Here is a 22524-nt window from a genome sequence, read left to right as displayed (position 1 = left end):
ATATCCACAGGAGCGTGGAGCATGCGGTGGGCGACGTATTTCGCCGTGTTGGCGTCTGTCTTGAGTGTCGGTCTGGCCCTGGGGGTCAGCATGCCGCTGGTGTCGTTGCGTCTGGAGGGCTGGGGCTACGGCTCGTTCGCCATCGGTGTGATGGCAGCCATGCCGGCAATCGGCGTGTTGCTGGGGGCGAAGATTTCCAGCCATCTCGCCGCGTATTTCGGCACGGCGAACCTGATGCGTCTGTGCCTGTGGGCCGGGGCATTGTCGATCGGCCTGCTGGCGCTGCTGCCGAGTTACCCGATCTGGTTGCTGCTGCGCCTGCTGATCGGGGTGATCCTGACCATCGTGTTCATCCTCGGCGAGAGCTGGATCAATCAATTGGTGGTCGAGCAGTGGCGCGGGCGTCTGGTGGCGCTGTATGGCAGCAGCTATGCGCTGAGCCAACTGTCTGGTCCGTTGCTGCTGGGGGCGCTCGGTACCGAGCATGATTACGGTTTCTGGGTCGGGGTCGTTCTGCTGACGCTCTCGCCCTTTCTGCTGCTGGGGCGCAGCGGGGCGCCGAGCAGTGAGGCCAACAGCGTCACGTTTGGCGATCTGTGGGGCTTCGCCCGCGAGTTGCCGGCGATTGCCTGGGCGGTGTCGTTGTTCGCCGCGTTCGAGGCGATGATTCTGACGCTGCTGCCGGTGTACTGCCTGCAACAAGGGTTCACCGCCGAAATCGCGCTGGCCATGGTCAGCACCGTGGTGGTCGGCGATGCGCTGCTGCAATTACCGATCGGCGCGTTGGCCGATTACCTGTCGCGGCGCACGCTGTTCGCCGGATGCGCGGTGGTGTTGATGCTGTCGAGTCTGGCCATTCCGATGTTGCTCGACACGCTGCTGATCTGGCCGTTGTGGGTGCTGTTCGGCGCCAGTGCCGGCGGCTTGTTTACCTTGTCACTGATCCTGATTGGCGAGCGTTATCGAGACGATGCGCTGGTTCGCGCCAATGCGCATATCGCGCAGTTGTGGGGTGTCGGTTGTCTGGTCGGGCCGTTGGCGGCAGGGGCGGGCAGTCAGTGGATCAATGGGCATGCGTTGCCGCTGTTGATGGCGGCTGGGGCGTTTGGCCTGGTGCTTTTGTTGTTGCGCCAGGGAGCCTTTGGCGCATCGGCAGAAGCAGTCTGAGCGCATCCGTGTGGGAGCGAGCCTGCTCGCGAAAGGGGTGCACCAGTCAGCTCATTTGCTGGATGTGAAACCGTTTTCGCGAGCAGGCTCGCTCCCACAAAGGGTTACAACATCCGCTCCAGGCCGACGTTGGTGCTGAACCATGAGTTGAAGCGCCGCCACCAGCTCCCCGGTTCCTTGGTCAGGGTATGCATCTGGCCGTTGTCTTCGGTGACCCAGACAACCTTGCCGTCCTCGAGTTTCGCCTGATAACTCAAGGTCGGCGCCATGCCTTGCAGGGCCAGTGCGCGCACGTGCTCGGCCAGTTCCGGGCTGTCGACGAGCACGCCGACTTCGGTGTTCCACAGCACCGAGCGCGGGTCGAAGTTGAACGAGCCGATAAACGATTTGCGCCGGTCGAAGATCATCGCCTTGCTGTGCAAACTCGAATCCGAACCGCGAAACGACTTGCTGTAGAACACTCGTGGCCCGCTGGCATAGTTATCCCCAGGCTGGCGGCGCAGTTCATAGAGTTTCACCCCGTGTTCAAGCAACGCTTTGCGATAGGGTGCGTAACCGCCATGCACCGCCGGTACGTCGGTGGCCTCCAGCGAATTGGTCAGCAGGCTCACGGAGACTCCGGCATCGGCGCGCCCGGTCAGGTAGACCAGCCCCGGCTGGCCGGGCACAAAGTAGGCGGAAATCATGATCAGCTCTTTGCTGACGCCGGTCAGTTCCGGCGCCAGTTGCGTGGTCAGCAGCAGATGCGGATCCGGTTCGCCCTTGGACAGGACCTTGCTCGGCGCATCCCACAGCGCCTGGTTCCAGGCCCAGATCAGTTCTCTGCGCCAGATGTCCATGCGCGGGTCGGTGGTGAATTTCATCAACTGTTGATAGAGCCCGTGGTTCTGCTTGCGGGTTTCTTCCAGCGATTCTTCCAGGCGCGTGCGCGTGTTTTGCAGGTCGGCGGCAGTCGGTTGGCTGGAGAGGAATTCGTCGATCGGTTTGCTCAGCGCGCTGTTCCAGTACTGGTCGAAACTGTGTCCGAGCTGTTCGGCCACCGGGCCGATGCTGAGCATGTCGATGTCGGTGAAATTCAGGTTGGGTTCGGCGTCGAAATATTCATCGCCCAGATTGCGCCCGCCGACGATGGCCGCGCTGTTGTCCGCCAGCCACAACTTGTTGTGCATGCGCCGATGCTGCACGGACAGATTGAACAGTCGCCCGGCCGCGCGCGTTACGCCGGTGCTGCGCCCCAGGTGCAACGGATTGAACAAACGAATCTGGATCTGCGGATGTGCCGCCAGGGTGGCGATGATCTGGTCGAGGCCGTCGCTGGTGGTGTCGTCGAGCAGGATGCGCACGCGCACGCCACGGTCGGCCGCCTTCAACACTTCCTCCACCAGCATCCGCGTGCTGATGCCGTCGTGGACGATGTAGTACTGCAAATCGAGGCTGACCTGGGCATGGCGAATCAGCTCGGCCCGGGCGGTAAACGCCTCGCCACTGTCGGAGAGCAGGCGAAACCCCGACTGCCCTTTGTAGGGCGCGGCCTGAGCCTGAATCGAACGGCCGAAGCTGGAGTCCGACGCCGGCAGGGCCTGGCTTGGTTCGCGCGGCACATCAAGGCTGGCGCAGCCGCTGAGGAACGAGGCGAGTATCAGTAAAGCGAGTAAGGGCTGTCTGAAGCTCACGTAGGGTCATTCCGGTTGGCGGCTGAGGTCGGCAATTTGGACGCCGGGCGCGCAAAAAAGGTCAGTCGGTCTCGGCGAGTAATTTGATTGCCGCAGCGCCGACCTTGCGCACCGCTTCTTCGATCTGCGCTGTTGGTTTGGCAGCGTAGTTCATCCGCAGACAATTGCGGTACTTGCCCGAGGCGGAAAAGATGCTGCCGACAGCAATCTGTACGCCCTGATCGTGCAGCGCGCGATTCAGTTTCAGCGTGTCGAAACCTTCCGGCAGTTCCACCCAGAGCATGAAGCTGCCTTGCGGGCGACTGGCGCGAGTGCCGGCGGGAAAGTAGCGGGTCACCCAATCGATCATCGCGTCACGATTGCGTTGGTACTGCATGCGCATGCGCCGCAAGTGCGGCTCGAAATGGCCGGCCTTGATGAATTCGGCGATGGCGATCTGCGGTTGTGGCGCGGTGGAGCCGGTGCTGATGTATTTCATGTGCAGCACTCGCTCCAGATATCGGCCCGGCGCCACCCAGCCGATGCGCAGCCCCGGCGCCAGGGTTTTGGAGAACGAGCTGCAGAGCAACACGCGGCCGTCTTCGTCGAAGGATTTGATCGTGCGCGGGCGCGGATAGGTGTAGGCCAGCTCGCCATACACATCGTCTTCAATGATCGCCACGTCGAAACGCTGGGCCAGGGTCAGCAAGGCGCGTTTGCGCGACTCGGGCATGACGTAGCCGAGCGGGTTGTTGCAGTTGGGGGTGAGCTGAATGGCCTTGATCGGCCACTGTTCCAAGGCCAGTTCCAAGGCGTCGAGGCTGATCCCGGTGAGCGGGTCGGTGGGGATTTCCAGGGCTTTCATGCCCAGGCCTTTGAGGGTCTGCATGGCGCCGTGGAAACTCGGCGAGTCCACCGCGACGATGTCGCCCGGCTCGCAGATCGCGTGGATGCTGGTGGACAGCGCTTCGTGGCAGCCAGTGGTGATCACCAGATCGCTGGCGCTCAACTGGCAGCCGGAATCAAGCATCAGCCGTGCGATCTGTTCGCGCAGTTCGAGGTTGCCGTGGATGTTGTCGTAATACAGACCAGGCATGTCCTGCCGACGGCTGATTCGCGCCAGTCCGCGCAGCAGCGGCTTCATGGTCGGTGAGCCGACATCGGGCATGCCACGGCCCAATTGCACGACGTCCTTGCGCGGTACCGCGCGGATCAATTCCAGCACCTGATCCCATTGCGAAATCTCGACTGGCCGCTGCGCCGGGCGGCCCACTGCGGGCAGCTCCGGCAACTCGCGGCCGACTGGGACAAAGTAGCCAGACTTGGGTTTCGGCGTGGCGAGGCCGCTGTCTTCAAGCACGCGATAGGCCTGCTGCACCGTGCTCAAACTGACTCCGTGTTCGATGCTCAAGGCACGCACCGACGGCAAACGATCGCCGGGGCGGTAGAAGCCTTGTTCGATGCGGGTGCCGAGCAATTCGGCGAGATTTACATACAGAGTCATGGTGGCCTCGGTGCGTCTTGGTGGAAACCAGTACAGATGCGGCAAAAATCAATCATTCAGTCGGCGAATCGGCAAATCTGTATGGAGTTAATACAGGTTATTTGAGTCTGTAATGGTTTTGCTCGCCCGCGCATCATGGAATCTCTGGCTACCCAAGTAAACAGGAGCAACGAAAATGAACGGCTTGAGCGATGTGCGGCTGACGTTACACAGTCAGGAACTGGCGGCAGGGCAGAAGGACAGCGCGCGCAATCTGCTGCGTAACGCGCCGTCCGGCCTCAGTCGCTGGGAGCTGTTCTGGCATCGTCTGCACACGCGCAAGGCGTTGTTGGGACTGACGCCGGAGCAACTCAGGGATGTCGGGCTGACGCGAGAGCAGGCAAGGGAGGAGGGGTTGAAGCCGTTTTGGCGGATATGAGATCTGTATTGTTCTTGCGGGCTTCATCGCGAGCAGGCTCGCTCCCACAGTGACTGCGTTCTGCCTGAATAAACGCGGTTACTGTGGGAGCGAGCCTGCTCGCGAAAGCGGATCAAGGGCCGCCGAAATACCCTCAGACCAACTCTTTCAGCCGATGCCACAACATCCCCAACGCCAACAACGGCGAGCGCAAATGCTTGCCGCCCGGGAAGGTGATGTGCGGCACCTTGGCGAACAGATCAAAGCCGCCGCCATGCTGCCCGCTGATCGCCTCGGCCAACAGCTTCCCGGCCAGGTGGGTGGCATTCACCCCATGCCCGGAATAAGCCTGGGCGAAATACACGTTCGGCTGGTCGGCGAGCCGGCCAATCTGCGGCAAGCGGTTGGCACCGATGCCGATCATCCCGCCCCACTGATAATCGATTTTCACCCCGGCCAGTTGCGGGAACACTTCAAGCATCTTCGGTTGCATATAGGCGCCGATGTCTTTCGGATCGCGCCCTGAATAATGGCAGGCGCCACCAAACAACAAACGTCGATCCGCCGAGAGCCGGTAGTAATCCAGCGCCACCCGCTGGTCGCAGACCGCCATGTTCTGCGGCAGCAGGTTGTGCGCCTGCTCTGCGCTCAGCGGTTCGGTGGCGATGATGTAGCTGCCGGCGGGCAGGACCTTGCCGCTCAGTTGCGGGTTCAAGTCATTGAGATAGGCATTGCAGCCCAGCACCAAGGTCTTCGCCCGCACCGAGCCTTGCGCGGTGTGCACCTTCACTTCGGGGCCGTAATCGATGCGCGTCACTGCCGATTGCTCGAACAATTGCACGCCCAGTTGCTGCGCCGCTGCCGCTTCGCCCAGCGCCAGATTCAGCGGATGCAGATGTCCGGAGCCCATGTCGATCAAGCCGCCGACATAGCGCTTGGAACCGACCACAGTGTGCATTTCACTGGCCTGCAACAGACGGGTTTCGTAGCGATAACCCAGGCTGCGGAGTTCTTCGGCATCTTCGGCAAAACCGTCGAGATCGGAAGGCTTGTTGGCGAGGTCGCAGTAGCCCCAGGTCAGGTCGCAGGCAATGCCGAAACGATCGACGCGCCGGCGGACAATCTCCACCGCTTGCAGGCCCATGAGTTTCATCTCGCGCACGCCTTCGGCACCGATGACATTGGCGAACTGATCAAGGCCGTGACCGACACCGCGAATCAACTGCCCGCCGTTGCGACCGCTGGCGCCCCAGCCGATCCTGTGCGCTTCCAGCAACACCACGCTGAAACCGCGTTCGGCGAGTTCCAGCGCGGTATTCAGCCCGGAAAAGCCACCGCCGACCACGCAGACATCCGCCACCAACTCGCCTTGCAGCACGGGATGATCAGGCTGCGGCAGGCTGCTGGCGGCGTAATAAGAGGCAACGTGGGGTTGGCTCGCGGTGGTCTGGGCGCGGGCGGTCATGGGCATCATCCAACGGCTGAGTGTCGAGAAAATTTGACGGAGCATAAGCCGCACGCCCGAACGTGGGCAACATCGGTCGGCCTGCGGTGTCTGGATCCGGGCTTTTGCGGCACAATCATCAGCCCGCCACTTTGGTCACCGTTTCGATGAGCTGCAACAGCCAGAAAATCCGCAACCTGCGTCAGCAGATCCCCACGTTCGACTGCGTGCCGGGCTGCCACGACTGCTGCGGCCCGGTGACCACGTCGCCCGAGGAAATGGCCCGGCTGCCGCGCAAATCCCGCGCCGAGCAGGATGCGGCGCTGGAAGAACTCAACTGTGTGCATCTGGGGCCGAATGGCTGCACGGTGTATGAAGAGCGGCCGCTGATCTGTCGATTGTTTGGTACGACCAAGACCCTGCCGTGCCCGAACGAGCGGCGGCCGGTGGAGTTGATACATCCACGGGTCGAGAAGCAGATTTTCGAGTACATGGCGGCGAATCGGCAGGTGTTGGTGTAAGCGATCGTTCCCACGCTCTGCGTGGGAATGCCTCTTCGGACGCTCCGCGTTCGGCCTTTGGGACGCAGAGCGTCCCGGGCTGCATTCCCACGCAGAGCGTGGGAACGATCATTGCGGTGATCAATCCGGAATCGGCAGGCAAAGGCTCTCTTTCACCTCTTCCATGACGATGTAGCTCTTCGATTCACGCACATGCGGCAGCTTCAAGAGAATGTCGCCGAGCAGTTTGCGATACGAGGCCATCTCGGAAATCCGCGCTTTCACCAGATAGTCGAAATCCCCTGACACCAAATGGCACTCCAGCACATGCGGCAGCTTCAGCACCGCGCGTCGGAACTCTTCGAATGTGTCGCCGGATTTGTAGTCGAGGCTGATCTCGACGAACACCAGCAGGCTACCCTTCAAATGCTGCGGATTGAGCCGGGCGTTGTAGCCCATGATGATCCCCTCGCGCTCCAGACGTCGCACGCGCTCGGTGCACGGCGTGGTCGAGAGGCCGACCTTTTCCCCGAGCTCGGTAAAGGAAATCCGCCCGTCCGCCTGGAGGATTCGCAGGATGTTGCGGTCGATCTTGTCCAGCTCACGTTTGGTCTGAGTGTTGGTACGCATAGGGGATGCGCCTCCGTGAAAAGGGTTTTTGCCGAGAATTGTCGCCAAATATAGGCGCTTATATAGTGAAAAGCACTGGCATTTCTTTTTTACACTGCGCCCATCATTGCTCTAACAAACAGTTCGGCGAAAAGCCGCGATGAGGGATTGAAAATGCGCGTCATGGTCTTGGGTAGCGGCGTCATCGGTACCGCCAGTGCTTACTATCTGGCCCGTGCCGGGTTTGAAGTGGTGGTGGTCGACCGGCAGCCTGCTGCGGCCATGGAGACCAGTTTCGCCAACGCCGGCCAGGTCTCGCCGGGTTACGCCTCGCCGTGGGCCGCGCCGGGCGTGCCGCTCAAGGCCATCAAGTGGTTGCTGCAACGCCATGCGCCATTGGCGATCAAGGCCACCGCCGATATCGACCAATACCTGTGGATGGCGCAAATGCTGCGCAACTGCACCGCCAGCCGTTACGCGGTGAACAAGGAGCGCATGGTGCGTCTGTCCGAGTACAGCCGCGACTGCCTCGATGAATTGCGCGCCGAAACCGGCATCGCCTACGAAGGCCGCAGCCTCGGCACCACGCAGTTGTTCCGCACTCAGGCGCAGCTGGATAACGCCGCCAAAGACATCGCCGTGCTGAAAGAGTCCGGCGTGCCGTTTGAAGTCCTCGACCGCGCCGGCATTGCCCGCGTCGAACCGGCTCTGGCAGGCGTGACTGACATTCTCGCTGGCGCCCTGCGTCTGCCCAACGACCAGACCGGCGACTGCCAGATCTTCACCACCCGTCTCGCCGAAATGGCGCGCAAGCTCGGCGTGGAATTCCGTTTTGGCCAGGACATCCAGAAACTCGACTACGCCGGTGATCGCATCAACGGTGTGTGGATCGACGGCAAGCTGGAAACCGCTGACCGCTACGTGCTGGCGCTGGGCAGCTACTCGCCGCAACTGCTCAAGCCGTTGGGCATCAAGGCCCCGGTGTATCCGCTCAAGGGCTACTCGCTGACCGTGCCGATCACCAACCCGGACATGGCGCCAACGTCGACCATTCTCGACGAGACCTACAAAGTCGCGATCACCCGTTTCGACAACCGCATCCGCGTCGGCGGCATGGCCGAGATCGCCGGTTTTGACCTGTCGCTGAACCCGCGTCGGCGCGAAACCCTGGAGATGATCGTCAACGACCTTTATCCTCAGGGCGGCAATCTGGCCGAAGCGAGTTTCTGGACCGGCCTGCGCCCGACCACGCCGGACGGTACGCCGATCGTTGGCGCCACGCCGTTCAAGAATCTGTTCCTCAATACCGGTCACGGTACGCTCGGCTGGACCATGGCCTGTGGTTCCGGCCGTTTGCTCGCCGACCTGATGGCGAAGAAAAAGCCGCAGATCAGCGCTGAAGGCCTCGATATTTCCCGTTACGGCAACCAGACCCAGGAGTCCGCAAAACATGTCAATCCAGCGCCAGCTCACCAATGAGCGCATGAGTCAGATCGTCAGCCACAACGGCACCGTGTATCTGGCCGGGCAGGTCGGCGACGACTTCGACGCCGGAATTGAACAGCAGACCCGCGAGGTGCTAGCCAACATCGAGCGCTTGCTCGATCTGGCCGGGACGGACAAGCAGCATCTGTTGTCGGCGACGATCTACCTGAACGACATCGAAGCGCACTTCGCCGGAATGAACGCGGTGTGGGATCAGTGGCTGCCAAAAGGCGCCGCGCCGGCCCGTGCCACCGTCGAAGCGAAGATGGCCAAGCCGAGCATTCTGGTGGAGATCTCCATCGTCGCCGCGCTGCCATAACGTTTTACAGATCCCTCTCCCGGTGCTGTTGGCGGTTCACGTCGTCAGTCAGCGCCGGTTTTTCTTCCCATGACCGCCCAGAAGTCTGCCGCCATGCGTCCTGCCCGTGCCCTGATCGACCTCCAAGCCCTGCGCCACAACTACCGAATTGCCCGCGAAGTCACCGGCGCCAAGGCGCTCGCCGTGATCAAGGCGGACGCCTACGGCCATGGCGCGGTGCGTTGCGCCCAGGCGCTGGAAGCCGAGGCGGATGGTTTTGCCGTGGCTTGTATCGAAGAAGCTCTGGAGCTGCGTTCCGCCGGGATTCGCGCACCGGTATTGCTGCTGGAAGGCTTCTTCGAAGCCGATGAGCTGGCGTTGATCGTCGAGCATGATTTCTGGTGCGTGGTGCATTCGCTGTGGCAGCTCGAAGCGATCGAGCAGGCAGTCCTGAGCAAACCGATCACGGTATGGCTCAAGCTCGATTCCGGCATGCACCGCGTCGGCCTGCATCCGAAGGATTATCCAGCGGCCTATCAGCGTCTGCTGGCCAGCGGCAAGGTGGCGAAAATCGTGCTGATGAGCCACTTCGCCCGCGCCGATGAACTGCATGCGCAAAGCAGTGCCGAGCAGGTCGCGGTGTTCGAAGCGGCGCGTCAGGGTCTGGCGGCGGAAGTCAGCCTGCGCAACTCGCCAGCCGTGCTCGGTTGGCCAGAAATCCAAAGCGACTGGGTACGCCCGGGCATCATGCTCTACGGCGCGACCCCGTTCGAAGAAGTCAACGCCGTGGCCGAACGCCTGCAACCGGTGATGACCCTCGAATCGAAAGTCATCAGCGTGCGTGAATTGCCGGCCGGTGAACCGATCGGCTATGGCGCCAGGTTCATCACCGACAAGCCGATGCGCATCGGCGTGGTCGCCATGGGTTACGCCGACGGCTACCCCCGCCAGGCGCCGACCGGCACACCCGTGCTGGTCGCCGGCAAACCCAGCCGCCTGCTGGGGCGCGTGTCGATGGACATGCTCTGCATTGATCTGACCGACGTAGCGGAAGCGGGGCTTGGTTCAACTGTCGAGCTGTGGGGTAAAAACATCCTCGCCAGCGATGTGGCGAAGTGGGCCGATACCATCCCGTATCAGATCTTCTGCAACCTGAAACGGGTGCCAAGGCTCTATTCCGAGGGTTAACGCCGCTGCGGGGGCCAGCTGTTGTAAATACTGAACGCTGTCGCCATGATAACGCTCAATATTCTTACAACATCAGGAGGCTCCCGCCTTGGACGTCGGTGAACGACTGCAATCGATCCGCAAGCTCAAAGGGCTTTCCCAGCGTGAACTCGCCAAACGCGCGGGCGTCACCAACAGCACCATTTCGATGATCGAAAAGAACAGCGTCAGCCCTTCGATCAGTTCGCTGAGAAAGGTGCTCGGCGGCATTCCCATGTCGATGGTCGAGTTCTTTTCCGAAGAGATCCTGCAGGACCAACCAACCCAGATCGTCTACAAGGCCAATGAGCTGATCGACATCTCCGACGGCGCCGTGACCATGAAACTGGTCGGCCGCGCCCACCCGAGCCGCGCCATCGCCTTCCTCAACGAAATCTACCCGCCGGGCGCCGACACCGGCGAAGAAATGCTCACCCACGAGGGCGAGGAAACCGGAATTCTGGTGGAAGGCCGCCTCGAACTGGTGGTAGGGCTGGAAACTTTTATCCTCGAAGCCGGCGACAGCTACTATTTTGAAAGTACCAAGCCGCATCGTTTCCGTAACCCGTTCGACGTGCCGGCGCGACTAATCAGCGCAGCCACACCGGCGAATTTTTAAGCAGAAGGCGCCAGGCCAATATGGCAAAGGCACCCGGACCGTTTTACCGATGGGCAACAAGACCCCTTTAACCATGGGGTTGTTTCAGTACAGCGGCCTACCCGCTATACTTGCGCCCGCCTGCGAACCGTGGCCGCAGGCGTGAATAGCCACCATTGAGGGTGAACGCGTGAACCTAATTATGAAAATGCTGGCTGCACCAGCAACCGTACTGGCCCTCTGGGCTGTCAGCGCTCAAGCTGCGACGAATGACGACATCGCCAAACGCCTCGAGCCCGTCGGCCAGGTGTGTGTTCAAGGGCAGGAATGCAAGGGTATGGAAGTGGCTGCTACCGCTGGCGGTGGCGGCGGAGCAAAGGCCCCTAAAGACGTGATCGCCAAGCACTGCAACGCTTGTCACGGCACGGGCCTGCTCGGCGCGCCGAAGATCGGCGACAAGGCAGCCTGGAAGGAGCGGGCCGATCATCAGGGTGGTCTGGACGGCATCCTCGCCAAGGCCATCACCGGCATCAACGCCATGCCGCCAAAAGGCACCTGCGCCGATTGCACCGATGAAGAGCTCAAGGGTGCGATCAAAGAGATGTCCGGTCTGTAATCAGCGCCGGCTTTGAAAAAAACCGTCTTCGGACGGTTTTTTTGTGCCTGCAATATCACTGCATGTTCTTCGTGATATAGGCGCCGGCGGAATTGAGCACCGCTTTGTACACGGCGTAAGCATCGGTGTCCTGGGGCGCTATTTGCTCGCAGCGCCCTCCCGATATCTGCCTCAGATCACATCCCGGGATCGACATGATGAGGGGAGAGTGAGTAGCGATGATGAACTGCGCGCCGCCGCGCGACAGCTCCATTATCCGGTTGATAAAAACCAATTGCCTCAACGGGGATAACGATGCTTCCGGCTCGTCGAGCACATACAGACCTTGGGCTTTGAATCGATGTTGAAACAACGCCTCCATGGCTTCACCGTGCGACAGGCAATGCATATCCACGCCGCCGTAGTAGCTCTTTATTTCGGGATCAAAGCTCGCCTCTGCATCAAGCTTGCGAATTGCAGTATTCAAGTTGTAGAAGGTTTCTGCCCTGTAGAAAAAAACGTCCTTCTCCCTTCGGTAGCCTTTTGAGAGCGTCAGGCTTTCGTACAGTTTTGAATGAGTATTCTCAGTCGAGAAATTGAAATTCTTCCCACCGCCTTCTGGATTGCAGCCTGACTTGATGGCAATAGCTTCAAGTAATGTGGATTTCCCAGCACCATTTTCGCCAATAAAAACCGTTATCGAGTTGCGCAGTTCAAGGGGGAAGAGGTTTTGCAGCCGGTCACCCACCGTCACGTCTGGCTTCAGGCGTATTTGCTGGATAAACATATCATTCATATCGATGCCCTCTAAAGATCCTATCAACGGATACCTTCACGCCAATCATCGTGATTCCGAGTCTTATCGAACCCGTGCTGGCCATGGTAAAAATTCCGATATAACCGAGACAGGCAATAAGACGCTCGCCAAATAATTCCGGCGTGGCAGCGGCGCTGAAGAAAATGACTGAAACCGTACCTGCCGAGATAGCCATTTCCGGCCAGAAGGACTGTATGGCGCTTGCTTTCAGATACTTGTAGCGTGCTCTTACCGTGTCCTTCAAATATCCATAGCTTCTAATGAGTTGCATTTTACTTTGCTTGCCATCGCTGGAAGCGTTGAAAGCGCTGATAAACGACTCCTTGTAAAAATCCTCCTTCGACATTTCCGCTGCATATAGCCGCTGAATTACAGGCTTGGCAAATCTCAACTGCACGCACGTCAACACAATAATTAAAGCGATGGGCAGGAAGAAATAGATGTTTTCCCTGAGCAGAATATAGGCTGCGGAAACCGTCAAAATGCAAGAGCCCATGAGATGGATTGTGTCATGAATGACGGAAGCAATTTTTTCCGCGTCTTCTTTTATCAATGTCACCCGAGAACATAATGGAGAGGGGCGTTTATCATGCACAATGAAGTTGATAAGTAGAAAACGGGATCTTGCTTCCATGAGCGTTGCCAAGGAATTGCCCAGAGCTTGGCTTGATAGCTTGGTTAGAAAAACAGCGATAAGAGTGAAATAAAATTCAGCGTTAATGGAGCCAGTAGTAAGAGCCGACAGGCTCTTTGCGATGACTGATGGTATTAACAATTGACATGTAGTTGCTACGGTAAGGCAAATAACCGAAAGAAGAAAAACGGTCAGGTTATTTCGCAAGCATATAAACATAGTTCAATGCCCCTCGTGCTGCAGTTCGTAGCTACGAATTCGACTACGTCTATAAGATGCCTCTCTGCTCGAGTAGTAGATAGATATCAGTGACATCGTGGGGCTCAGAACGCGTTCAAGATAGATGGCTGAGGCAAAAATTGAGCCTATAGTCGCTTCGCCAACGCTTAGCAGATGAGCCGATAGCAATAATAAGACCACTATCGCTATCGGATAACATGTACCTGACATTGATTCGAATGTTGTGGCTTTGAGGCTTGAGCGAAAAGCGAGGCGCTCGATATTTTTTATATCGACCTTGGTCCTGTTGGTGTATGGCTTTGCATTAACTAAAAGTTCACAGAGGGCGCCTATTGTTAAGGTGTTTTCTTGAACGTACTCATCAAACAGTGAATTGCTATTTTTTCGAGTTATAAGGTATGCCGCAATAGCATAAACAAGGCCGGTAAGTGGTGCGAGTGCCAGAAGTGGATGATAGTGGGCAGTCACCAGGAGCGCAGCGATAATGATGCTGCAGTTCAGCGATAAATCCAGATAAATTGAGTGATATAAATATATCGAGCCATCAACGTCGCCATCGATGAGTTCGATCCGCTCGCCTGGTTTTTGCGTATGCCCGAAGCTTCTGTCTAGTAGGTGATTCAGGATTGCCTTCTTCAGAATAAATCTTGTTTTGGACGCGGTTTTTTGTAGATAGATGTTGGCTGCCAGCTTTAATGGGGGCGTGGCGATGAGGAGGAACGAAGCGCCCGCGAGCGCGTACAAATAAAAGCTATCGCTTGCCAGATACAGATTGATTGAGGCGCCAATTAAATAGGGGGATGCGCTCGTTAAAATCGCAATGCCTACACCAAAGCAGCAGAGTATCAGGTTGCTTTTCATTAGAGGTCAGTGCTTCCGAAGCGAGAGGTCCTTTTTTGCAAAGCGTTTGAATCTTGCGTCCAATGCTAGCTATGTATGAAATAAGTACAATTGAGACGCGTCTGGTAGTTGCGCGTGATTGAATTACAGGTGATGTAGGAAAAAAGCTGAGCGCTTGTGAGGCAGTTCGTCTTGCCGACTTAACAGAGGCGATTCGCCCTATGTCGAAACTTTGGCCATTTTTTCGCACCAATCACCTTCCCTCGGAAGTAATTCCCCGGCAATCTCGGTCTACCCCTATCAACGGAACGGGCGGGAGGCTTCAGATGGTGCAGTTGTGTTCGATCGAACAGGCGGTTGACGACGTGCTGGCGCGTTTGCCTGCGCACATCCACATGGGCCTGCCGCTGGGGTTGGGCAAGCCGAATCACTTCGTCAACGCGCTGTACCGGCGCATCAAGGACCTGCCCGAGCGGCAGCTGACGATCTATACCGCGCTGTGCCTCGGTCGGCCGAATCTGGGCGATGGCTTGCAGAAGCGCTTTATCGAGCCTTTCGTCGAGCGCGTGTTTGGTGATTATCCGGAGTTCGATTTCCTCGCCGATCTCCAGCATGACAGCCTGCCCGCCAACATCCGAATCCAACAGTTCTTCATGCAGCCTGGCAGTCTGCTCAACAGCGCGCCGGCGCAGCAGGATTACGTCAGCAGCAATTACAGCCATGCCGCTCGCGACATCAACGCAGCGGGTCTCAATCTGGTGGCGCAATTGCTCGCCAGCAGCAGCGAGCACCCTGATCGCTTAAGCCTGAGCTGCAACCCCGACATCACCCTCGACCTGTTGCCGATGATCGCCAAGCGCCGCGAGGCGGGGGAGACCATTGTGCTGGTCGGCCAGGTGCATACGGATCTGCCGTACATGCCCGGCGATGCGGAAGTCGACATCGACACGTTTGATCTGCTGATCGACGAGAAGGACAGCAGCACGCTGTTTTCCACGCCGAACATGCCGGTGGGCTTTCAGGATCATTTCATTGGCTTGCACGCCAGTACGCTGGTGCGCGATGGCGGCACATTGCAAATTGGTATCGGCTCGATGGGGGATGCGTTGACTGCTGCGTTGCTTGCCCGTCAGGCCGATAACGCCGGCTATCAGGCGGTGCTCGATGACATCAACCTCAGCCAATGGGCGCAATTGATCCAGCGCGAGGGCGGCACCGCGCCATTTGCCAAAGGCCTTTACGGTTGCAGCGAGATGTTCGTCAACGGGCTGTTGGTATTGGCGGATGCCGGGATCATTCGGCGCAAGGTCTATCCGGATGTGCCGACTCAGGAGCAGGCCAACGCCGGTACCCTCGACGAAGCCGCGCAGCCCGACGGTATCTCGGTGCACGGCGGCTTCTTCCTTGGCCCGCGCAGCTTTTATGAACGGCTGCGCGAGTTGCCGCAAAGCAGGCTGCTTGAATTCAACATGACCCGTATCAGCTACATCAACGAGCTGTACGGCCAGGAAGAGCTCAAGCGCTTGCAGCGCATCGATGCGCGCTTCATCAACACCGTGTTCACCATGACTCTGCTTGGCGCCGGGGTGGCTGATCAATTGGCAGATGGACGCGTGCTCAGCGGTGTCGGCGGCCAGTACAACTTTGTTGCTCAGGGCCATGCGCTGGAAGGCGCGCGATCGATGTTGATCCTGCGCAGCTGGCGCGAATCGGGCGGCGAGGTCAATTCCAATATCGTCTGGGACTACGGCCACTGCACGATCCCGCGGCACCTGCGCGACATCGTCGTCACCGAGTACGGCATCGCCGACCTGCGCGGAAAATCCGACGCAGCGGTGATCGAAGCGCTGCTCAACATCAGCGATTCTCGCTTCCAGCCGGGGCTGATCGAGCAGGCGCAGAAAGTCGGCAAGCTGCCAAAGGATTTCCGTATCGACCCACGTTTTGCCGACAACACACCGCAACGCTTGCAGGCGATTGCCGCGCGGCACCCGAACCTGTTTCCGGAGTATCCGCTGGGCTGTGATTTCACCGCGATCGAACGTGATCTGCTGCGGGCGCTGAACTGGCTGAAGAGCAAGTTCAAGCTGACCGAGATTCTGGAATTGGGCAAGGCAGCGCTGGATGCGCCGGAGGCCTCAGTGTTCCCGGAACATCTTGAACGGATGCAACTGACGAATCCGGAGGGCCTGAAGGAGGACCTTTTCCAACGCCTGCTGCTCACAGGCCTCAAAGCTACCGCGCAATAACTGACCACCCCCAGAACCCACTGTGGGAGCGAGCCTGCTCGCGAAAGCGGTGTGTCATTCACTCAACAGGGTGACTGACACAACGCATTCGCGAGCAGGCTCGCTCCCACAGGAAATAACTAGGGGCCGCTGGTTACTCGATGAAGGTAACGACGCCATCCTTCAGCGATTGCACGCGAGCCAGCGACTCGACGCGGTAGCCCTGCGAGTCCAGTTCGGCGCGGCCGCCCTGGAACGACTTCTCGATGACGATGCCCAGACCGGCAACGGTGGCGCCGGCCTGTTTGATGATCGAGATAAGCGCTTGCGAGGCCTTACCGTTGGCCAGGAAGTCGTCGATGATCAGCACGCGGTCGCTGCTGGTCAGGTGGCGCGGGGAAATGGCCACGGTGCTTTCGGTCTTCTTGGTGAACGAGTAGACGGTCGCCGAGAGCAGGTTTTCAGTCAGGGTCAGCGACTGTTGCTTGCGGGCGAAGATCACCGGCACGCCGAGGTTCAGACCGGTCATGATCGCCGGGGCGATGCCCGAGGCTTCGATGGTGACGATCTTGGTGATCCCCGAGTCCTTGAAGAGCGCGGCGAATTCGTCGCCGATCAGCTTCATCAGGGCCGGGTCGATCTGGTGGTTCAGGAAAGCGTCGACTTTCAGGACCTGATCGGAAAGCACGATGCCTTCTTCGCGGATTTTTTTGTGCAGTGCTTCCACAACAGCTTCCTCTATTGGCGCGATGGGCGCCGAAGGTAGATTAAAAAGTAGTCGATTCTAGCGCTTTAACATCGCGCGTATGTCAGCCAATGCGCTATTGCCACGCACGGCTTTGACTTCAGTCGGTGTGTCGTCGTTGCCTTCCCAGGCCAGATCGTCCGGTGGCAGCTCATCGAGGAAGCGGCTCGGCGCGCAGTCGATGATTTCACCGTACTGCTTGCGCTTGGCGGCGAAGGTGAAGGCCAGGGTCTGACGCGCGCGGGTGATGCCCACGTAGGCCAGGCGGCGTTCTTCTTCGATCGTGTCGGCTTCGATGCTGGAGCGGTGCGGGAGGATTTCCTCTTCCATGCCCATGATGAACACGTAAGGGAATTCCAGACCCTTGGACGCATGCAGGGTCATCATCTGCACGCCTTCGGCACCGTCCTCTTCTTCCTGCTGGCGCTCGAGCATGTCACGCAGCACCAGTTTGCCGATGGCGTCTTCGACGGTCATTTCGCCGTCTTCGTCTTTCTCGAGGGTGTTTTTCAACGCCTCGATCAGGAACCAGACGTTGCCCATGCGGTAGTCCGCCGCCTTGTCGCTGGAGCTGTTGGTGCGCAGCCAGTTCTCGTAGTCGATGTCCATGACCATGCTGCGCAGCGCCGAGATCGGATCTTCGCCGGCGCACTGCTCGCGGACCTTGTCCATGAAGCGCTTGAAGCGCGCCAGGCGATCAGTGAAGCGGCTGTCGAGATGTTCGCCGAGGCCAATTTCGTCGGTGGCGGCGTACATCGAGATCTTGCGCTCGGTGGCGTAGTTGCCGAGCTTTTCCAGGGTGGTCGAGCCGATCTCGCGACGCGGCACGTTGATCACGCGCAGGAAGGCGTTGTCGTCATCCGGATTGACGATCAGGCGGAAGTAGGCCATCAGGTCCTTCACTTCCTGGCGACCGAAGAAGCTGTTGCCGCCGCTCAGGCGATACGGCACCTGGTGGTGTTGCAGCTTCAATTCGATCAGCTTGGCCTGATAGTTACCGCGATAAAGAATGGCGAAATCGCTGTACGGGCGGTCGGTGCGCAAGTGCAGGCTGAGGATTTCCATGGCCACGCGCTCGGCTTCGGCGTCCTCGTTGCGGCAGCGGATCACGCGGATCTCGTCGCCGTGGCCCATCTCGCTCCACAGCTGTTTTTCGAATTCGTGCGGGTTGTTCGAGATCAGCACGTTGGCGCAGCGCAGGATGCGGCTGGTGGAGCGGTAGTTCTGCTCGAGCATGACCACTTTCAAGGACGGATAGTCGTCCTTGAGCAGCATCAGGTTTTCCGGGCGCGCGCCACGCCAGGCGTAGATTGACTGGTCGTCGTCGCCGACCACGGTGAACTGGTTGCGCTTGCCGATGAGCATCTTCACCAACAGATACTGACTGGCGTTGGTGTCTTGGTATTCGTCGACGAGCAGGTAACGCACCTTGTTCTGCCACTTTTCGAGAATGTCGGCGTGTTCTTCGAAGAGTTTTACCGGCAGCAGGATCAGGTCGTCGAAGTCCACCGCGTTGAACGCCTTGAGCGTGCGCTGGTAGTGGGTGTAGACGATCGCGGCGGTTTGTTCCTTGGGGTTGCGCGCGTTTTCCAGGGCCTGGGCGGGCAGGATCAGATCGTTTTTCCAGGCGCCGATCATGTTCTTGATCTCGTCGACGCCGTCGTCGCCTGCGTATTCCTTCTGCATGATGTCGGTCATCAGGGCCTTGACGTCGGTTTCGTCGAAGATCGAGAAACCGGGTTTGTAGCCCAGCCGCGCATGCTCCTTGCGGATGATGTTCAGGCCCAGGTTGTGGAAGGTGCAGACGGTCAGGCCACGGCCTTCGCCGGCACGCAACAGGGTGCCGACCCGCTCTTTCATTTCGCGCGCGGCCTTGTTGGTAAAGGTCATGGCGACGATGTACTGGGCGCGGATGCCGCAGTTCTGGATCAGGTGCGCGATCTTGCGTGTGATCACGCTGGTCTTGCCGGAGCCAGCACCGGCGAGCACCAATAGAGGGCCGCCGACGTAGTTCACGGCTTCTTGCTGCCGGGGATTGAGTCGGGACATACGAAAATTCGGGAGTCGTTGACGAAATGGGCCGGCATTTTAACAGGCTCAGCGATTTCTGCTGCTCTGTCCGACTTGTGACGCAGCACGCGATTCAGATTTGCCGGTTTTGTTACTTTCGCGCAGGATACGCGGGGATTTTGCGGCTAATGTTCTCATTCGTGACACAAAATAACGTTTAGAGGTCGTTGTCATCAGACAACGCATTGGTCATTGTTCAGCACACCGGCATAATGCCCCGCCTACATCATTGCAGAGTCTAGGGAGTCAGCTTGTCTACGCCTGTCGAACCCTTGCGTTTGCTGCTACTGGCCGAAGAGCCAGCGTGGACAGCGTTGTTGCGTGAGTGTCTGGCTCCGATGGGGAGCGCGGCGGTGCTGATCAGTGCGCCGAACTGGGATTCGGTCAGCCGCCTGTTCGAGGACAACCGCCACGCGGTACTGCTGACCCTGCCAGCGTTGCAACCGGCGCCCGGTCGTTGCAGCCTGCCGACCGTTCTGCTGCTGGAGCACGAACCGGCCACCGCGCCGGTCGGTGTCAGCGACTGGCTGGTGTTCGACGCCCTCGACGCCGGCATGCTCCAGCGTTGCCTGCGCCATGTGCGCGAGCGCGGCGTGCTGGAAAACACCTTGCAGCGCCTCGCCGAACAGGACCCGCTGACCGGTATCGCTAACCGTCAGGGATTCCAGACCCTGCTCACTGCGCGCCTTGCCGAAGGCGACGGTCGCGGTCTCGCCCTCGGCCATCTCGATCTCGACAACTTCCGCCATGCCAACGATGCCCTTGGTCATCAGGCCGGCGATCGCTTGATCCTGCAAGTGGTCGCGCGGCTGAAAAGTCAGCTGGAGGCCGGCGATCAACTGGCACGGCTGGGCAGCGATGAATTCGCTCTGCTGATCGATACCCGTCGTGCACCGCAACGCGCCGAGTGGATGGCCGAACGCATCACTGAAGCGTTGGCCGAACCTTACTGGGTTGACGGCGAAAGCCTGCTGATCGGTTCCAGCCTCGGCATCGCCCATGCCCGCGCCAATGGCGGTGCCGATCCACTGATGTGGCACGCCCATATCGCCATGCAGCAGGCCAAGAGCACGCAGGGCTGCACTTTTCATATCTTCAACGAACGCATCAATCGCAACGCGCGGAGCATGGCCGACCTCGAAAGCGAACTGCGCCGGGCCTTGCGCCGCGATGAGCTGGAACTGCATTACCAGCCACGCCTGAATCTTGAAGACGGCCGGATTGTCGGCCTCGAGGCGCTGGTGCGCTGGCGTCATGGCGAGCGCGGGCTGTTGCCACCGAGCGAGTTCGTCCCGCTGGCCGAACAGAGCGGTCTGATCGTGCCGTTGGGCTACTGGGTGATTTCCCGCGCCCTGCGCGACATGCAGGCCTTGCGCGAGCAGGGTCTGCCGGCGCTGCACATGGCGATCAACCTGTCGTTCCGCCAGTTTCAGGACAGCCAGTTGCTGCCGACGCTCAGCCGCCTGATTGCCGAACGTGGGGTGGAGGCGCAGTGGCTGGAATTCGAACTGACCGAAACCGCGGTGATGCGGCGCAGCGATCTGGTCAAACAGACCATGGATGCGCTCGGCCGCCTCGGCGTGCGCTTCTCGCTGGACGATTTCGGCACCGGGTTTTCATCATTCGTGCACCTCAACAGCCTGCCCATCACCTTGCTGAAGATCGACAAGAGTTTTGTCGGCGGCATGGAACAGCGCGAAGAGAACCGCAAACTGGTGCACGCGATGATCAACCTCGCGCACAACCTGCATCTGGAAGTGGTCGCCGAGGGCGTCGAGACGCCGGAGCAACTGGAGTTGTTGCGCGGGTTCGGCTGCGATCAGGTGCAGGGTTACCTGATCAGCCGACCGCTGCCGTTGGATGAGTTGGTGGAATATCTGGCATCTGGATCGAACCAGCAGCCGGCTTTGGAAATCGTCGGTTGATCACGATTGTTGCGGCCAGCACAAATCCCCGTGGGAGCGAGCCTGCTCGCGAAGGCGTTCTGTCAGCTGAATGATCTGGGCCTGACACTCGGTCTTCGCGAGCAGGCTCGCTCCCACAAAGGAAACCCTCATTCGGCCTGGGGGATGTTGAAACCTTGAGCTTGCGGCTCGCGTCTAATCATCCGCTGCATCTTCCATTCGAACGCCAGCGTCAGGCTCACCGCCGCGCACGCCAGGCCCAACGCCAAACCCCACCAGACACCCGTCGGTCCCCAATTGAGATGGAACGCCATCCACCACGCCGCCGGTGCGCCAATCAGCCAATAGCAAGCGAGCCCGACCAGAAATGTGGTTTTGGCATCCTTGAGCCCCCGAATACAGCCCATGGCAATCGTCTGCGTGCCGTCGAACAGCTCGAACCACGCCGCTACGGCCAGCAGGCTCACCGCCAGACGGATCACCTCGGCAAACGCCGGATCGTTGTGGTCAAGGAACAGGCCGACCAACTGGTTCGGCCACAGCCAGAACACCAGGGCGAAGCCGAGCATCACCACGGCGCCGAAGGCGATGCCGACACGCCCGGACATGCGCGCATCGACCAGTTGCCCGGCGCCATAGTGCTGGCCGACGCGCATGGTGATGGCATAGGACATCCCGGCCGGGACCATGAACGCCACCGACACGATCTGCAGAGCAATCTGATGCGCGCCCATCTGCGTACTGCCCATGGTGCCCATGCACAGCGCAGCGAAAGCGAACAACCCGACCTCTACCGCATAGGTGCCACCGATCGGCAGGCCCAGGCGCCAGAGTTCCTTGAGGTATTGCCGGTTCGGCCGCGACAGGCCGGCGCGCAACGGATAAGCGTCATACGCCGGATGCCGGCGGATATGCCAGGCCAGCGCCAGTGCCATGCAGTTGGCGACAATCGCCGTGACCAGACCAATGCCGGTCAGACCCAGTTGCGGCAGGCCGAACATGCCGGTGATCAACGCGTAGTTGAGCAGGAAGTTGGCCACCGTGCCGGCGAGGCTGATGACCATCACTGGCGTCGCCCGGCCGATTGCACTGGTAAAACCGCGCAGGGCCATGAAGCTCAGGTAGCCGGGCAGGGCGAAGGGCAGGGCGATGAGAAATTGCCCGGCGGCGTTGACGTTGGTTTCGGTCTGGCCGAACAGCAGCAACACCGGTTTGAGGTTCCACAACAGCAGCCCGCCGCCGAGGGCCATCAGCCAGGCCAGCCACAGTCCGGCCTGGGTCAGGCGCGCGGCACCGATGATGTCGCCGGCACCCTGACGGATTGCCACCAGTGTGCCGACCGCTGCAATCACGCCGATGCAGAAAATCGACACGAACGAGTAGCTCGCGGCACCGAGGCCGCCACCGGCCAGCGCTTCGGGGCTGAGGCGCGCCATCATCAGGGTGTCGGTCAGCACCATCAGCATGTGCGCCAACTGCGAAGCAATCAGCGGCCCCGCCAGCCGCAGAATGGCCCAGAGTTCGGTACGCACAGGATGCTGCATGGTCATCACCACCCAAATATCAGAGGAAGCATAAGAGCGTCGATTCT

General features: G+C 59.6%; 20 protein-coding genes. 10 read left to right on the top strand and 10 right to left on the bottom strand.

Annotated features, from left to right (window positions below):
- The first annotated feature begins 21 nt into the window (after nucleotides 1-21).
- Nucleotides 22-1167 (top strand): MFS transporter, encoded by a 1146-nt coding sequence (locus KVG87_RS05910; RefSeq protein WP_217849728.1) that lies wholly within the window; start codon nucleotides 22-24, stop codon nucleotides 1165-1167.
- Nucleotides 1168-1271: 104 nt separating this feature from the next.
- On the opposite strand, the gene KVG87_RS05905 is transcribed toward KVG87_RS05910, so the two are convergent.
- Together KVG87_RS05905 and KVG87_RS05900 are read right to left on the bottom strand one after the other, a co-directional pair.
- Nucleotides 1272-2840 carry a phospholipase D-like domain-containing protein gene (locus tag KVG87_RS05905; RefSeq protein WP_217849726.1) on the bottom strand — a complete coding sequence of 523 codons (1569 nt, stop codon included), beginning with the start codon at nucleotides 2838-2840 and terminating at the stop codon, nucleotides 1272-1274.
- A 61-nt stretch (nucleotides 2841-2901) separates the two neighbouring features.
- Nucleotides 2902-4323, bottom strand: coding sequence for an aminotransferase-like domain-containing protein (locus KVG87_RS05900; RefSeq protein ID WP_076564538.1), 1422 nt, complete (start codon nucleotides 4321-4323; stop codon nucleotides 2902-2904).
- A 175-nt stretch (nucleotides 4324-4498) separates the two neighbouring features.
- Between KVG87_RS05900 and KVG87_RS05895 the strand changes: the two genes are divergently transcribed.
- Nucleotides 4499-4741, top strand: coding sequence for a DUF1127 domain-containing protein (locus KVG87_RS05895; protein ID WP_217849725.1), 243 nt, complete (start codon nucleotides 4499-4501; stop codon nucleotides 4739-4741).
- A 133-nt stretch (nucleotides 4742-4874) separates the two neighbouring features.
- Here the strand turns inward: KVG87_RS05895 and KVG87_RS05890 are convergent, their stop codons facing one another.
- Nucleotides 4875-6185, bottom strand: a complete 1311-nt coding sequence (locus KVG87_RS05890; protein WP_217849724.1) for an NAD(P)/FAD-dependent oxidoreductase — start codon at nucleotides 6183-6185, stop codon at nucleotides 4875-4877.
- Nucleotides 6186-6331: 146 nt separating this feature from the next.
- Here KVG87_RS05890 and KVG87_RS05885 point away from each other — a divergent pair, with 146 nt between their 5' ends.
- Complete coding sequence (locus KVG87_RS05885; protein WP_095181431.1) at nucleotides 6332-6685, top strand: YkgJ family cysteine cluster protein; 354 nt, start codon at nucleotides 6332-6334, stop codon at nucleotides 6683-6685.
- Between the two features lie 120 nt (nucleotides 6686-6805).
- Here KVG87_RS05885 and KVG87_RS05880 read toward each other — a convergent pair whose 3' ends face one another.
- On the bottom strand, nucleotides 6806-7294 hold the full coding sequence (locus tag KVG87_RS05880) for an Lrp/AsnC ligand binding domain-containing protein (RefSeq protein WP_010465173.1): 489 nt from the start codon (nucleotides 7292-7294) through the stop codon (nucleotides 6806-6808).
- Between the two features lie 153 nt (nucleotides 7295-7447).
- Between KVG87_RS05880 and dadA the strand changes: the two genes are divergently transcribed.
- The 5 genes from dadA (at nucleotide 7448) to KVG87_RS05855 (ending at nucleotide 11476) form a co-directional block, all read left to right on the top strand.
- A complete protein-coding gene (dadA, locus tag KVG87_RS05875) occupies nucleotides 7448-8752 on the top strand; it encodes a D-amino acid dehydrogenase (protein WP_071172120.1) in 1305 nt (434 codons plus the stop codon).
- Entirely contained in the window at nucleotides 8724-9077 is a 354-nt protein-coding gene (locus KVG87_RS05870; RefSeq protein WP_041476645.1) for a RidA family protein, read from the top strand. The genes dadA and KVG87_RS05870 overlap by 29 nt, the downstream gene beginning before the upstream one ends.
- Before the next feature lie 93 nt (nucleotides 9078-9170).
- Nucleotides 9171-10244, top strand: a complete 1074-nt coding sequence (alr, locus tag KVG87_RS05865) for an alanine racemase (RefSeq protein WP_217849723.1) — start codon at nucleotides 9171-9173, stop codon at nucleotides 10242-10244.
- A gap of 88 nt (nucleotides 10245-10332) precedes the next feature.
- Nucleotides 10333-10881 carry a cupin domain-containing protein gene (locus tag KVG87_RS05860; RefSeq protein ID WP_016772566.1) on the top strand — a complete coding sequence of 183 codons (549 nt, stop codon included), beginning with the start codon at nucleotides 10333-10335 and terminating at the stop codon, nucleotides 10879-10881.
- A gap of 181 nt (nucleotides 10882-11062) precedes the next feature.
- Complete coding sequence (locus KVG87_RS05855; protein ID WP_016772567.1) at nucleotides 11063-11476, top strand: c-type cytochrome; 414 nt, start codon at nucleotides 11063-11065, stop codon at nucleotides 11474-11476.
- Between the two features lie 55 nt (nucleotides 11477-11531).
- Here KVG87_RS05855 and KVG87_RS05850 read toward each other — a convergent pair whose 3' ends face one another.
- The 3 genes from KVG87_RS05850 to KVG87_RS05840 form a co-directional block, all read right to left on the bottom strand.
- On the bottom strand, nucleotides 11532-12251 hold the full coding sequence (locus KVG87_RS05850) for an AAA family ATPase (RefSeq protein WP_217849722.1): 720 nt from the start codon (nucleotides 12249-12251) through the stop codon (nucleotides 11532-11534).
- On the bottom strand, nucleotides 12244-12906 hold the full coding sequence (locus KVG87_RS05845) for an ABC transporter ATP-binding protein (protein ID WP_217849721.1): 663 nt from the start codon (nucleotides 12904-12906) through the stop codon (nucleotides 12244-12246). The genes KVG87_RS05850 and KVG87_RS05845 overlap by 8 nt, the downstream gene beginning before the upstream one ends.
- A 222-nt stretch (nucleotides 12907-13128) precedes the next feature.
- Complete coding sequence (locus tag KVG87_RS05840; protein ID WP_217849720.1) at nucleotides 13129-14007, bottom strand: ABC transporter transmembrane domain-containing protein; 879 nt, start codon at nucleotides 14005-14007, stop codon at nucleotides 13129-13131.
- Between the two features lie 305 nt (nucleotides 14008-14312).
- On the opposite strand from KVG87_RS05840, the gene KVG87_RS05835 reads away from it, so the two are divergent.
- The gene (locus tag KVG87_RS05835) at nucleotides 14313-16235 is read left to right on the top strand and encodes an acetyl-CoA hydrolase/transferase C-terminal domain-containing protein (RefSeq protein ID WP_217849718.1); all 1923 of its coding nucleotides are present in this window, start codon (nucleotides 14313-14315) and stop codon (nucleotides 16233-16235) included.
- A gap of 133 nt (nucleotides 16236-16368) precedes the next feature.
- Here the strand turns inward: KVG87_RS05835 and KVG87_RS05830 are convergent, their stop codons facing one another.
- Nucleotides 16369-16941 (bottom strand): xanthine phosphoribosyltransferase, encoded by a 573-nt coding sequence (locus KVG87_RS05830; RefSeq protein WP_016772573.1) that lies wholly within the window; start codon nucleotides 16939-16941, stop codon nucleotides 16369-16371.
- Between the two features lie 57 nt (nucleotides 16942-16998).
- The gene (gene rep / locus KVG87_RS05825) at nucleotides 16999-19008 is read right to left on the bottom strand and encodes a DNA helicase Rep (protein WP_016772574.1); all 2010 of its coding nucleotides are present in this window, start codon (nucleotides 19006-19008) and stop codon (nucleotides 16999-17001) included.
- 272 nt (nucleotides 19009-19280) lie between these two features.
- On the opposite strand from rep, the gene KVG87_RS05820 reads away from it, so the two are divergent.
- Nucleotides 19281-20954 carry a putative bifunctional diguanylate cyclase/phosphodiesterase gene (locus KVG87_RS05820; RefSeq protein ID WP_217849716.1) on the top strand — a complete coding sequence of 558 codons (1674 nt, stop codon included), beginning with the start codon at nucleotides 19281-19283 and terminating at the stop codon, nucleotides 20952-20954.
- A 128-nt stretch (nucleotides 20955-21082) separates the two neighbouring features.
- Here the strand turns inward: KVG87_RS05820 and KVG87_RS05815 are convergent, their stop codons facing one another.
- A complete protein-coding gene (locus KVG87_RS05815; RefSeq protein ID WP_076564531.1) occupies nucleotides 21083-22477 on the bottom strand; it encodes a NorM family multidrug efflux MATE transporter in 1395 nt (464 codons plus the stop codon).
- Nucleotides 22478-22524 lie beyond the last annotated feature (47 nt).

Source organism: Pseudomonas siliginis, assembly GCF_019145195.1.
Taxonomy (GTDB): domain Bacteria; phylum Pseudomonadota; class Gammaproteobacteria; order Pseudomonadales; family Pseudomonadaceae; genus Aquipseudomonas; species Aquipseudomonas siliginis.
Note: the sequence above shows the minus strand (reverse complement) of the source record. Positions and strands in the feature narration are given on the sequence as shown.

Coding starts and splice junctions, on each gene's coding strand:
- KVG87_RS05910 (WP_217849728.1), top strand. CDS start 22: ATGCGGTGGGCGACGTATTTCGCCGTGTTGGCGTCTGTCTTGAGTGTC.
- KVG87_RS05900 (WP_076564538.1), bottom strand. CDS start 4,323: ATGACTCTGTATGTAAATCTCGCCGAATTGCTCGGCACCCGCATCGAA.
- KVG87_RS05895 (WP_217849725.1), top strand. CDS start 4,499: ATGAACGGCTTGAGCGATGTGCGGCTGACGTTACACAGTCAGGAACTG.
- KVG87_RS05890 (WP_217849724.1), bottom strand. CDS start 6,185: ATGACCGCCCGCGCCCAGACCACCGCGAGCCAACCCCACGTTGCCTCT.
- KVG87_RS05885 (WP_095181431.1), top strand. CDS start 6,332: ATGAGCTGCAACAGCCAGAAAATCCGCAACCTGCGTCAGCAGATCCCC.
- KVG87_RS05880 (WP_010465173.1), bottom strand. CDS start 7,294: ATGCGTACCAACACTCAGACCAAACGTGAGCTGGACAAGATCGACCGC.
- dadA (WP_071172120.1), top strand. CDS start 7,448: ATGCGCGTCATGGTCTTGGGTAGCGGCGTCATCGGTACCGCCAGTGCT.
- KVG87_RS05870 (WP_041476645.1), top strand. CDS start 8,724: ATGTCAATCCAGCGCCAGCTCACCAATGAGCGCATGAGTCAGATCGTC.
- alr (WP_217849723.1), top strand. CDS start 9,171: ATGCGTCCTGCCCGTGCCCTGATCGACCTCCAAGCCCTGCGCCACAAC.
- KVG87_RS05855 (WP_016772567.1), top strand. CDS start 11,063: ATGAAAATGCTGGCTGCACCAGCAACCGTACTGGCCCTCTGGGCTGTC.
- KVG87_RS05850 (WP_217849722.1), bottom strand. CDS start 12,251: ATGAATGATATGTTTATCCAGCAAATACGCCTGAAGCCAGACGTGACG.
- KVG87_RS05845 (WP_217849721.1), bottom strand. CDS start 12,906: ATGGAAGCAAGATCCCGTTTTCTACTTATCAACTTCATTGTGCATGAT.
- KVG87_RS05840 (WP_217849720.1), bottom strand. CDS start 14,007: ATGAAAAGCAACCTGATACTCTGCTGCTTTGGTGTAGGCATTGCGATT.
- KVG87_RS05835 (WP_217849718.1), top strand. CDS start 14,313: ATGGTGCAGTTGTGTTCGATCGAACAGGCGGTTGACGACGTGCTGGCG.
- rep (WP_016772574.1), bottom strand. CDS start 19,008: ATGTCCCGACTCAATCCCCGGCAGCAAGAAGCCGTGAACTACGTCGGC.
- KVG87_RS05815 (WP_076564531.1), bottom strand. CDS start 22,477: ATGCAGCATCCTGTGCGTACCGAACTCTGGGCCATTCTGCGGCTGGCG.